The organism is Phenylobacterium sp. (assembly GCF_024508875.1).
Taxonomy (GTDB): domain Bacteria; phylum Pseudomonadota; class Alphaproteobacteria; order Caulobacterales; family Caulobacteraceae; genus Phenylobacterium.
On record NZ_JANINU010000030.1, the window covers coordinates 1 to 11,849 of the forward strand.

10 protein-coding genes are annotated in these 11,849 nt (G+C 68.5%); 3 read left to right on the forward strand and 7 right to left on the reverse strand.

The annotated features are described in order from the left end of the window. Together Q0L11_RS03305 and Q0L11_RS03310 are read right to left on the reverse strand one after the other, a co-directional pair. Nucleotides 1–169: hypothetical protein (locus Q0L11_RS03305; protein WP_296595434.1), on the reverse strand; the 169-nt coding region annotated here is incomplete at its 3' end. Nucleotides 170–393: 224 nt separating this feature from the next. Then, nucleotides 394–2,175, reverse strand: a complete 1,782-nt coding sequence (locus Q0L11_RS03310; RefSeq protein ID WP_296595425.1) for an SLC13 family permease — start codon at nucleotides 2,173–2,175, stop codon at nucleotides 394–396. 124 nt (nucleotides 2,176–2,299) lie between these two features. On the opposite strand from Q0L11_RS03310, the gene Q0L11_RS03315 reads away from it, so the two are divergent. Next, nucleotides 2,300–3,436: an FAD-binding oxidoreductase gene (locus Q0L11_RS03315; protein ID WP_296595426.1), complete on the forward strand. Its 1,137-nt coding sequence runs from the start codon at nucleotides 2,300–2,302 to the stop codon at nucleotides 3,434–3,436. Nucleotides 3,437–3,551: 115 nt separating this feature from the next. Here the strand turns inward: Q0L11_RS03315 and Q0L11_RS03320 are convergent, their stop codons facing one another. The 3 genes from Q0L11_RS03320 to Q0L11_RS03330 are packed head-to-tail and all read right to left on the reverse strand — an operon-like array spanning nucleotide 3,552 to nucleotide 6,358. Beyond that, nucleotides 3,552–4,229, reverse strand: a complete 678-nt coding sequence (locus Q0L11_RS03320; RefSeq protein WP_296595427.1) for a DUF2290 domain-containing protein — start codon at nucleotides 4,227–4,229, stop codon at nucleotides 3,552–3,554. A 1-nt stretch (nucleotide 4,230) separates the two neighbouring features. Next, nucleotides 4,231–5,640: an ATP-binding domain-containing protein gene (locus Q0L11_RS03325; RefSeq protein ID WP_296595428.1), complete on the reverse strand. Its 1,410-nt coding sequence runs from the start codon at nucleotides 5,638–5,640 to the stop codon at nucleotides 4,231–4,233. Then, complete coding sequence (locus Q0L11_RS03330) at nucleotides 5,561–6,358, reverse strand: hypothetical protein (RefSeq protein ID WP_296595429.1); 798 nt, start codon at nucleotides 6,356–6,358, stop codon at nucleotides 5,561–5,563. Before Q0L11_RS03330 ends, Q0L11_RS03325 begins: the two co-directional genes overlap by 80 nt. Before the next feature lie 573 nt (nucleotides 6,359–6,931). On the opposite strand from Q0L11_RS03330, the gene Q0L11_RS03335 reads away from it, so the two are divergent. Then, entirely contained in the window at nucleotides 6,932–7,579 is a 648-nt protein-coding gene (locus Q0L11_RS03335; RefSeq protein WP_296595430.1) for a hypothetical protein, read from the forward strand. A 120-nt stretch (nucleotides 7,580–7,699) separates the two neighbouring features. On the opposite strand, the gene putA is transcribed toward Q0L11_RS03335, so the two are convergent. Beyond that, nucleotides 7,700–10,795, reverse strand: coding sequence for a bifunctional proline dehydrogenase/L-glutamate gamma-semialdehyde dehydrogenase PutA (gene putA, locus Q0L11_RS03340; RefSeq protein ID WP_296595431.1), 3,096 nt, complete (start codon nucleotides 10,793–10,795; stop codon nucleotides 7,700–7,702). A gap of 102 nt (nucleotides 10,796–10,897) precedes the next feature. Here putA and Q0L11_RS03345 point away from each other — a divergent pair, with 102 nt between their 5' ends. Beyond that, nucleotides 10,898–11,368: a winged helix-turn-helix transcriptional regulator gene (locus tag Q0L11_RS03345; RefSeq protein ID WP_296595432.1), complete on the forward strand. Its 471-nt coding sequence runs from the start codon at nucleotides 10,898–10,900 to the stop codon at nucleotides 11,366–11,368. A gap of 64 nt (nucleotides 11,369–11,432) precedes the next feature. Here Q0L11_RS03345 and Q0L11_RS03350 read toward each other — a convergent pair. Beyond that, nucleotides 11,433–11,849 (reverse strand): OmpA family protein (locus Q0L11_RS03350; protein ID WP_296595433.1); only part of this gene is annotated, 417 nt, incomplete at its 5' end.

The following is an 11,849-nucleotide window of genomic DNA, read 5'->3' on the forward strand; positions in this document are numbered from 1 at the left end:
CCGGCAGGAGGTAGCGGTCCTCCAGCGTGGTCTTGCCGAAGTCGGTCAGCAGCGCGTCGCGCGACCGGTCCACCTCGACCTTGCGGACGAGCTGGAGCTGCGGGCGCGCCAAGCCGGACGCAACCCGTTCAGAAGTCTCGGCAATCCCAACTTTCGCCGCTTCGCTCATATGCCTGCCTTAGCCCCTCGAAGGAGAGCCCCCTGGCCCTCCGCCCTATATGTTGTGGTCCAGCCCCCGAACCGACCCACATATGGACACATAGGCCGCCCGGAGTCGTCAATGAGGCGGGGAGTCCGCGCACAGACTTTTTCGCTAATGAGACGTTAACGCGCACCCCCGCCCACTCGGGCCGACTCGTTAACCGCGCCCCGGACTCACGACACTGTGAACACCTACTGCGTCAGTGGCCAAACCAGCGCGATCAGCGGCGTGCCCACCAGCAGCACGATGGCCGTCAGCGGCGCGCCCAGCCGAGGATAGTCTGCGAACCGGTAGCCGCCCGGCGCCATCACCAGCGTGTTGCACTGGTGGCCGATGGGGGTCAGGAAATCGCAGGCCGCGCCCAGGGCCACGGCCATCAGGAACGGGTCCGGCTGCAGCCCCAGCAGCTTCGCCAGGCTGGCCCCGATGGGCGCGACGATCAGCACGGTGGCCGCGTTGTTCAGGAACGGCGTCGCCGCCATCGCCACCGCCATCACCGCGCCCAGCGCCAGGATCGGCGGCTGGCCGCGGAACGCCTCGGCCAGGCCGTGGGCGATCAGGTCGGCGCCGCCCGTCGCCCGGATCGCGTCCGACACCGGGATCAGGCAGGCGATCAGGATCAAGAGCGGCCCGTCCAGCGCCGCATAGGCCTCGCGCATGCGGATCGCGCCCACCGCCACCATCAGCGCCGCCGCGCCGAAGAACGCGATCGCCACCGGCGCGATCTTCAGCGCCACCAGCACCATCGCCGCGCCCAGGATGATCGCCGGCGTCAGCGCGTGCCGGATCCCGCCCAGCCGCACCTCCCGCTCGGCCAGCGGCAGCAGCCCCAGGGTCTTCAGCACGCCCGGCAGCGCCCGCTCGGCGCCCTGCAGCACCACCACGTCCCCCGCCCGCAGGCGCAGGGTGCGCAGCGCGCTGGCGATCCGGTAGCCCGCCCGGCTCACAGCCAGCAGGTTCACCCCGTGCGTCGTATGCAGGTCCTCCTGCCGCGCCGAACGGCCCACCATCATCGAATCCGGCCCCACCACCGCCTCGACGATCCGCACCTCCTCGGTCGGCTCCTCCATGGCGATCGGCCGGTTCGACCGGGTCAGCCGCAGCTTCAGCCGCGCGATCAGGTCGTCCAGCGCCTGGTGCTCGCCCTCCAGCAGCAGCACGTCGCCCGGCCGGATGCGCGTGTTGGCGTGCGGCGAGGGATGCCGCTCGCCCTCGCGCAGCAGCGCCATCACGTTCACCTCGTCGTTGGCCAGCCGCCGCAGCTTGCCCAACGTCGTGCGGCCCGGGTCCCAGTGGCCGGGAACCTCCACCTCGGTCACGTACGGATTGGCGGCCAGCGCCGCGTCCATGGCCTCGGGCGTCGGCCGCGACTTCGGCAGCAGCCGGTAGCCGAACGCCAGGAAGACCAGCCCCACGGCCGTCACCCCCAGCCCCACCGGCGCGTAGTCGTACATCTCGAACGGCTGGCCCAGGATGTCCTGGCGCACCTGCGAGACGATGATGTTCGGCGAGGTGCCGACCAGCGTCACCGTCCCGCCCAGCAACGCCCCGAACGACATCGGCATCAGCAGGCGCGACGGCGGCGTGCCCGTCCGCTTGGCCACCGTCAGGGCGATCGGCATCATGATCGCCAGCGCGCCGACGTTCTTGGTCACCATCGACAGCACGGTCACCGCCCCGGCGAACAGCATCACCTGCGACGTCGTCGTCTTCAGGTGCGGCAGCAGCGGCCGCAGCGCCAGCTCCACCACCCCCGACTTGGCGAACGCCGCGCTGACGATCAGCGCGCAGGCGATGATGACGGTGATGTCGTTCTTGAACCCGTCGAAGGCCTCCTTCGCCGGCACGATATTCAGCGTCACGCCCAGCAGCAGCGCCAGCACCGCGATCACGTCGTAGCGCCAACGCCCCCAGATGAAGGCGCCGATGGTCACGCCCATCAGCCCGAAGGCCATGGCCTGCTGCAGCGTCATGAAGTCCCTCGACCTGTCTCTCCCGTGGGCACAACGCAAAGCGGCGCCGTTCGGCTGCGCGCCTTTCGCGTTATCCGCCCCGCGCGCGGTGGACGCCGCCCTCCCGCCGTCGCAGAAGGAGCCCATGCAAAGCCGGTTCCTCATCGTCGGCGCGGGCATGGCCGGCGCCTCGGCCGCCGCCTTCCTCGCCCCCCACGGCTCGCTCGTGCTGCTGGAGGCCGAGGCCCAGCCCGGCCACCACGCCACCGGCCGCTCGGCCGCCAGCTACATCGACACCTACGGCCATCCCACGGTCTGCGCCGTCACCCGCGCCGCACGCGACTTCTTCTGGTCCCCGCCCGACGGGTTCGCCGACCACCCGCTGGTCCGCCCCCGGCCAGACCTCCAGGTCGCCGGCCCGGGCGGCGGCGCCATCCTCGACGCCCTGCTGGCCGAGCACGCTCCCACCCTGCGCCCTGTGGACGCCGCCGAGGCCCGCCGCCTCTGTCCCATCCTGCGGCCCGAGATCGACTGGCGCGGCGCCCTCAACGAGGGCTCGGCCGACATCGACGTCGACGGCCTGCTCCAGGGCTTCCTGCGCATGGCCCGCGCCGCCGGCGCCCGCCTCGTCACAGGCGCCCGCGTCACCCGGCTGGAGCGCACCGCCGCCGGCTGGCGCGCCACGGCCTCAGCGCCAGACGGCAGCCCGGGCGAGACCTTCGAGGCCGAGATCCTGATCAACGCCGCCGGCGCCTGGGCCGGCCCGCTCGGCCGCCTGGCCGGCCTCTCCGACCTCGGCCTCGCCCCCTTCCGCCGCACGGCCGTGCGGCTGACGCCCCAGCACGCCCAGGGCCTCGCCGACTGGCCGTTCGTCATCGACGTGGAGGACCGCTTCTACTTCAAGCCCGACGCCGGCGGCTTCATGCTCTCGCCGGTGGACGAGACGCCCAGCGACCCCTGCGACGCCTGGGCCGACGACCTCGACGTCGCCTACGCCGTCCAGCACTTCGAGGACGCCACCACCGAACAGGTCCGCCGCGTCACCCACACCTGGGCGGGCCTGCGCACCTTCACCCCCGACCGCGTCCCCGTCCTCGGCCCCGACCCCCGCGACCCCGCCTTCGTCTGGCTCGCCGGCCAAGGCGGCTACGGCATCCAGACCGCTCCGGCCATGGGCGAGGCGCTGGCCGGGCTGCTGGTGCGGGGCGAACTGCCCGAGCGCCTGCGGGCGGAGGGGGTGACGGCGCAGGCGCTGGGCGTGGAGAGGCTGGTGGGGGCGTAGGGGGCGGGTTCTGACTCAAGGGCGGTTGGGAAGGTCCGCATCCGGGACGGTAGCGAGGTTTGCGCCCGGACCTATGGCTCGTCGGAGCAAGAGCGAGGAATAAGCGAGGACCAATCTAGGCGCTTCGCCACGTTAGATGGATGCGGTTACGATCATGGTCAGACAAACACTCCCCGTCACGTTCATTCAAGATCGCAGCTGAGATGCTTTCGTCCTCAAGGATACTTGGGTAGAAATTCTCGAGCACGAACCTCATGAACTGATCGAAACGCATTGGCGCACGGACGGGAATACGGCACGATTGCTCGTTGAACGTGATGTGGGAGGCGGGATGGAAGTCTGCCGCCGCCTCCGGGGCATAGTCGAATCGGACAGGTGATCGGAGCGCCACACTGCGCTCCAAGTCCTCCATGTAAATTTCTCGGATTAGATCCGAAAGGCTGACCTCAAGTTCGTCGAGTAGCGTGGCGTCAATCGAGAATGGACACGGATAATACAGCAATCTGTGGCGATCTATGTCCGTCCCTTCGAAAGTGTATGACACCTGCACGATGGCCCCATCGTGCATTAGGAATGAGTATTCTTTCCGTTCGAGAAGCGCCAAGTAGTCCAAGATGCGCGCCGGATCGTCGATGATGAGCGAAGCGTCTGGATGGTCACGAACCCACATGAGGGCCGAGCGCGTGCTTGAAAGTGACTCAGCTACGTGCGCCCTCGCGTCGAGCGCAAACTCGCTGCCGAGCAGATCGAAGCCGAACTGCGTGATGCGGCGAGCAAGCGCGGCAACGCTCATCCTAACTTTGCTGGTCCGCTTCTAGGCCCAGCTTCTCCCTGATGTTTTTGGGGAGCGCATCGGCAGGAACTTCTCCAGCCTCGACTGCCCTAAGCACGTCCTCGATGGCGCTGAATTTGCCCTGCCACTGTCGCTTCTCGTGCTCTGGCATATCTCGATGCACGCGAGCTAACTTCTCGATCTGCTCCTGAGTTGGGTAGTCGAAGTCGAGCTCGAAATTGTGCGCGCGGGCGGCTTCGCACTCAGCAGCCAGCCCAGCCATGGCGTCGCCGACGCCAAATATCCTAACCCAACACCGTGAACGCGTGATTGCCGTGAAAAGGATGTTTCGCTTGCGGCTAAGCTCGAACCCGCCTTGGCAATATTCGGCGTTTACGATGTAGACCATCGCGGCTTCATTGCCCTTGGCCCGATGAATGTGTGTGACGGCGACCGAGCCGCGTTGGAAGACCTCATCACGGCTCGTTGTGACGCCCACCAAGTGCGCCGGTACTTCGGCTTTGGCCAAGGCCGACATCACCCGCGCACCAACCTTCTTCGATGTATATGTGTTCGGAAGAACGATCAGGATGTCGCTATGGTCGAGCTCATCCTCCCGCAAGTTTTGCGTAATAGCGGCCGCAAGAGCCTCGTACTGCTCCTGTTCCGTTCCGAAAACGTGTGCTTGGACTGCATCGGCGGGGCTGAGTAGTTGCGGGAAATAGGAAGGGTAGGATTCCGCCCTTCTTTGAAGCCGCACATGGTGGCCGAGCTCAAGCCGTCCGCCGGTCACTTCATACCCGATGCGTGGCCAAATTGACGCCTCGTCGAACATCTGAACGAGCCCTTGCGGTCTGTAGATGCCGAAGCCGAGGGCGTGAGCCGTCGCGAGCGCCCACGGAGTGTTTCGGTAGCAGACAGGAAGAACGATATCCTCCTTCGGCTTGTGCGCTTCATTCCGCAGGCGAACAAGCGGTTCGCCATTGGCGTCTGATCCGAACAGAACCTCTTCAGACCGCATCTCGTAGTCGCCGAGGTTTTGAAGATCGTCGTAGGCCCACATGATGCGGTGCGGCGGCGGCACAACGCTGTAAAGCATTCGGTAAAATGCTGTGGGCTGATCCTGCGCTTCATCGACCAGCACGGCATCGAACACAGGCTTTGCGCCCTGGGCCGTGATCACTTTGTTCAGTTCCTCACACACCCCCTCGAACGAGCGGTTGCCATAGCGCTCATTGGCAGTCCGCCAGTCGATTGGAACTACACCGTAGTGCGAGCAGACGGTGGAATAGACCCCGGGCTCGCGAGTGCTGCCCCAAGCGTGCATGACGAGCAGCCGATCCCAGTCAGGATCATCCTCTATCTGGTCGTACGTGAAACGCCTGATGAGGTCGCGAAACTGCTGGTAGAGCGCGCGAGACGAGAAGGTCACGGCGATGCGCCACTCTGGGTGCCGCACATGAAGATAGGCTGCTTTCAACGCCAGAACGACGGTTTTTCCCGATCCTGCGAGACCTCGGATACGGGCCGTTGGCGTATTCAATCGCACCCTTGTTCTGCCAATTGTCCAGGTTGGCGATCTCGCGCTCGATGCGCTTAAGGATTGCTCCGCGCGAGTCCGCCCGCACTACGTGCTCTCGCTTGTTTGGCGGCCGCAGCGTAGAGACCCGTTGAACTGCGGCATTCAGGGCCCGGAGCACATCAGGTGGGACCTCACCAAATCGCTCGATGACTTTGGGTAACCCGGCCGGGGGTGTGGCGACCAAGTCGCCGTCCTCAATCGGTTCCGCCAATCCTGTATGATAGGTGATGACCCCCACTACCACGGCGAGCGACCGCCCGCGTCGTAGGCTCGCGTAGGTATTCAGTTTGTTGTAAATTGACGCGTAAATCTGGTTCTGCCGATCAGCTATCTCGGCTTTCTCCTCCTCGCTCGGGCGAGCGCCTTCGATCCTCGAAGACAAGTCGAAAGCAACGAGACCGTGTGTCTCACTCACCAGAAGTGCGTCGACGAAGACCTTCCCGTCAGCCGTCGAAAGGACCGGATAACCGAGGTACAAGGTACCGGAGACGTCGAGATTTTGCAGTTCCGCCTGAAGCGACTGCGCTGGGATCGTGCCCGCATTCTCACCAAAGACGATGTCCAGCAATGTTGGCTCCACCCGTGTCACGCGTAGCGTAGCGGGATAAGCGGCTGCATGACAGGCTCCCCGCCCAAACTGGCGGCAATAGGGACTCCACGCGAACTCTAGGTTCGGTCCCCGGGGAGGGCACCGCACCGACGCTTCCGTGGCGCGGATCGCGGATGCCGGCGGGGTCGCCCCCGCCGGCAAGGTCACGATGTAATCAGGACAAGCAGCAGAACAAGCACCGCAAGCAGTGCCGCAACGTCTATCCGGATGTGAATCGCGACGCGGGATTTCCGCGCCATTGGAAGCTCCGCTCACCAATCGCGTACGACCGAATCACATTCGACCGCCCACGCCCCGGAAGAGGGGACCTCCAAGGTACCAGATAGATCGTCTGTCGCCACTTGCAGGTGGAGATCTCCTCCGCAGCAGGAGAATGCGGGACGACGTCGGCACTTGGAGCCACGCTGCGCTTGTCGCTGGCCTCGCGGGCGCATGTCCGCTTCCCGGCTCGATCCCAGCGTCGCCGTCTGGCGCAAAGCCGCCCCCCATGTACGTCCGTTTCTGACGTAGCAGCATGTTCCACTCCCGCTAATGTCTCCTGCGGCCACCCTCTCCGACGAGGCGATGCTGGCGCGGCTGGCCGAGCTCGATCTCGCCGCCGCGGAGCGGGCGCATGCGCGGTTCCTGGCGGCGGACGACGAGCGGGCCGATGCGGCCGGGCGCACCTATCAGCGGATGGCGCGCTCGCTGCGCCAGACCGTGGCGCTGAAGGCGCGGACGGCGCGGGAGGCCGAGGCCGCCGCGCGCGCCGCGCGGCAGGACGCCGAGGCCGACGCGGCCCTGAACCCTCCGCCCGACCCGGAGGACGCGCCGCCCCGTCGCCTGTTCCCGGTCGACGTCGAGGCCGCCAACCGGCGGACCGCCGAGATGCGCGACGCCGTGCGCCGGGTGATCTGGTCGGAGGGCTTCGAGAAGAGCGAGGTGGAGGACGAGCAGCGCCTGGAGGGCTTCTGCTATCGCCAGCTCGAGGACTGGCTGGTCGAGGAGCGGTGCGAGCCCGACTTCACCACCCGGCCGCTGGACGAATATGTGGCCGAGCTGTGCGCCGAGCTGCAGCTCAATCCCGACAACGCGGCCCGCTGGCGCGAGCTGCCCGAACCCGAGGACGCGGTCATCCAGACCTACCTCGACGACATCAGCGAATATCCCGTCCGCCCCCGCTGGAAGGGCTCCGGCTAGGGCCGGGGCGGAGCCGGGTCTTTCTCAAGTTCTTGAAACCGTTCCCCCGGACCGCCCCGCGGCCGGGCGCCGGCGCATGTCCCAGCCCTCCTCCATGAGGCGGAGGGCTAGGGGCCGCGGCTAGGCGTCCAGGTTCAGGAGGGCCGGGTCTCCGCCCTGGGCGGTGATGTTGACGCTGACGGCGCGCTCGACGGCGTAGCGCAGCAGGGCGTGGGGGCCGCCGGCCTTGGGGCCCGTGCCCGACAGGCCCTCGCCGCCGAACGGCTGGACGCCCACCACCGCGCCGATCATCGAGCGGTTGACGTAGGCGTTGCCGGCCGGGACCGCGGCCTGGACCTCCTCGGCGAAGGCCTCGATCCGGCTGTGGACCCCCAGGGTCAGGCCGTAGCGGGCCTGGACCAGCGGGGCGGCGGCCTGGTCCAGCTTGGCCGGATCGTAGCGGACCACGTGCAGGATGGGGCCGAACACCTCCTTCTGCAGGAAGGACGCGTTGGGGATCTCGGCCAGGGTGGGGGCGAAGAAGTGCCCGCCGGCCGGCGCCTCCAGGCGGCCCAGGATCTTCGCCTCGGCCTGGAGGCGCTGGACGTGGGCCTCCAGGGCGGCGTGGGCGTCGGCGTCGATGACGGGGCCGATGTCGGTGCGCGGGTCGGCCGGGTCGCCGACCACCAGGGTCTGCATGGCGCCGGTGAGGCCGGCGAGGATCAGGTCGGCCGTCTCGTGCGGCACGAAGAGGAGACGCAGGGCCGAGCAGCGCTGGCCGGCCGAGCCGAAGCCGGAGAGCAGCACGTCGTCCAGCACCTGTTCGCGCAGGGCGGTGGTGTCGACGAACATGGCGTTCAGCCCGCCGGTCTCGGCGATGAACGGCACGATGGGGCCCTGGCGGGCGGCCAGGGTGCGGTTGATCGCCCAGGCGGTGTCGGTGCCGCCGGTGAAGGCCACGCCGTCGCAGCCTGGGTGGGCGGTGAGCGCCGCGCCCACCGTGGCGCCGTCGCCGGGCAGGAGGTGGAGCAGGTCGGCCGGCACGCCGGCGGCGTGGAACAGGCGGACGGCCTCGGTGGCGACGATCGGGGTCTGTTCGGCGGGCTTGGCCAGCACGCCGTTGCCCGCCGCCAGCGCCGCCGCCACCTGGCCGGTGAAGATGGCCAGGGGGAAGTTCCACGGGCTGATGCAGACGAACACGCCCCGGCCGTGCAGGCTGAGCTGGTTCGTCTCGCCGACCGGCCCGCGCATCGTGTCGGGCTGGGCGAACTGCTGCTCGGCCAGGAGGGCGTAGTAGCGGCAGAAGTCGGCCGCCTCGCGCACCTCGGCGATGGCGTCGGCCAGGGTCTTGCCGGCCTCGCGGACGCAGATCGCGATCAGCCGGTCGCGGTGGGCCTCCAGCGCATCGCCCATGGCGCGCAGGATCTTGGCCCGGCCCTCGCCGCCCCGGCGGTCCCAGGCCTTCTGGGCGCCCCGGGCGGCGGCGAAGGCGGCGTCGACGTCGGCGGTGGAGGCGGCCCAGACCTGGCCGATCTTCTGGCCCAGGCGGGCGGGCGAGACGGCGGCCTGGCCGGCGCCGTCCTTGACGAGCTGGCCGGAGACGACGGGGGCGGCTTCCAGCACCTCCTCGTCCAGCCGGGCGATGGCGGCGACGAGTTGGTCCCGGACCTGGGCGATGGACAGGTCCAGGCCGCCCGAGTTCTTCCGCCCCGGTCCGTACAGGTCGCGCGGCAGCGGGATCTTCGGGTGCGGCCCGGCCCCGGCGGCCTCCACCGCGGCGATGGGGTCGACGACCACCTTGGCGACGGGCGTCTTCTCGTCGAGCAGGGCGTGGACGAACGAGGTGTTGGCGCCGTTCTCCAGCAGGCGCCGGACCAGGTAAGGGAGGAGGTCCTCATGGCTGCCGACCGGCGCATAGACCCTGAGCGGGAACTCGCCGTAGCGGTCCTTGGCCGCCGCGTAGAGCGCCTCGCCCATGCCGTGCAGGCGCTGGAACTCGGGGCTGAGGCCCATCTGGCTGGCCATCAGCCGGACGGCCGCCAGCGTGTGGGCGTTGTGGGTGGCGAACTGGCCGTACAGGTGCGGCGCGGCGCCCAGCATCGCCCGCGCGCAGACCAGGTAGCTGACGTCGGTCGCCGCCTTGGTCGTATAGACCGGATAGCCGGGCAGGCCCGCCACCTGGGCGCGCTTGATCTCGCTGTCCCAGTAGGCGCCCTTGACCAGGCGCACCATCAGCCGCCGGCCGCTGGACCGCGCGATGCCGGCCACCGCCTCGATCGTCTGCGGCCCGCGCTTCTGATAGGCCTGCACCGCCAGCCCCAGGCCGCGCCAGGCGCCCAGCGACGGCTCGCGCGCCAGCTTGTCCAGCAGCTCCAGCGAGATCGCCAGCCGGTCGGCCTCCTCGGCGTCCAGCGTGAAATTGATGTCCGCCTCGGCCGCGATCTGCGCCAGCCGCAGGATCCGCGGATAGAGGTCGGCGAACACCCGCTCCGCCTGCCGCGCCTCGTACCTGGGCGACAGCGCGGACAGCTTCACCGAGACGCCATGCCCCCGCTCCGGCCCCTGGCCCCTGGCATGCTTGGCCACCGAGCGGATGGCGTCGGCGTAGGCCTTCTCGTAGCGGTCGGCGTCGGCGTCGGTGCGGGCGCCCTCGCCCAGCATGTCGAACGAGCAGACGAAGCCGTCCGCCCCGGCCCGCTTGATCGCCTTCTCGATCGTGGCGCCCAGCACGAACTGCTCGCCCATGATCCGCACCGCCGCGCCCACCGCCCGCCGGATCACCGGCTCGCCCAGCCGCCCGGCCAGCCGCTTGATGAAGCCCGGCAGGTCGGACCGCGCCTCCTGGTCCGGGTCGATGATCTTGCCCGTGAGCATCAGGCTCCATGTGGACGCATTCACCAGCATGGAGTCCGACTGCCCGGCATGGCTGGCCCAATCGGCCGAAGCGATCTTTTCGGCGATCAGCCGGTCGCGCGTCTCTTCGTCGGGCGTCCGCAGCAGCGCCTCGGCCAGGCACATCAGCGCCAGGCCCTCGCGCGTGGACAGGCTGAACTCCTGCAGGAAGCTCTCGACCACCCCCTGGCGGTTGGCGTTCTTCCGCGCCGCCCGGACCAGCGCTTCGGCCTCGGTCTGCACGGCCTCCCGGTCCTGGTGCGACAACGGCTTGGCGGCGAGCAACGTGGCCAGCGCCGTGCGTTCGTCGGCGAACTTGCCATCGTCCAGGTGATCGAACGCCATCTGCATCTCCATCGTTCAGAACCTCCGGAGTAGGCGACCCTTCGCCGAATGTGCTGCGTTAGATATGTATGCGCGCCGAAGAACATGAGGCGCGAGGCGGGAATGTCGAACAATCTACGGCTGGACGAGACGGATCGCCGGCTGCTGCGGACGCTGCAGGCCGACGGCCGCATCAGCAACGCCGAACTGGCCGAGCGCTGCAACCTCTCGCCCTCGGCCTGTTCCGACCGCGTGCGGCGCCTGCGCGAGAGCGGCTACATCACCGGCTTCGCAGCCCTGGTGGATCCCGAAAAGGTGGAGCGCGGCGTCCTCATCTTCGTGGAGGTCGTGCTGGACCGGACCACGCCCGAGGTCTTCGACACCTTCGCCGCCGCGGCCCGGAAGGCGCCCGACGTCCTGGAGTGCCACATGGTGGCGGGCGGCTTCGACTACCTGATCAAGTCCCGCGTCCGCGACCTGGCCGCCTGGCGCAAGTTCCTGGAGGACGTGCTCGTCCGCATCCCCGGCGTGCGCGAGACCCGCACCTACGCCGTGCTCGAGGAAGTGAAGTCGACGACCCAACTGCCGATCTGAGCGCATAAGAAAAGGGCCCGGCGTTTCCACCGGGCCCCAATCTCATTCGCAGTCTTCGATCGACTTAGAAGTTGATGTCGATCGTCGAACGGCGGTTCAGCGGTTCCTTCACGCCGTCGCCGGTGGCGACCGCAGGCATGGTCTCGCCCTTCCAGTCGACCGACAGGGTGGTCTGACCCACGCCCGCGCCGACCAGAGCGTCGGCCACGGCCTTCGCACGGCGTTCCGACAGGCGGACGTTGTAGGCGGCCGAACCGGAGGTGTCGGCGTGGCCCACGACGACCACGCGGGTCGCGTTGCCGCCCTTGGCGTAGTTGGCCGCGTCGGTAATCACCGCCTGGGCTTCCGGCGTGATCACGTACTGATCGAACGGGAAGTAGACGATGAACTGCTTGGCCTCATAGGCCGGAGCCGGCGGAGGCGGCGGGGGCGGAGGAGGCGGCGGCGGGGGCGGAGGCGGCGGGGGCGGCGGGGGAGGAGG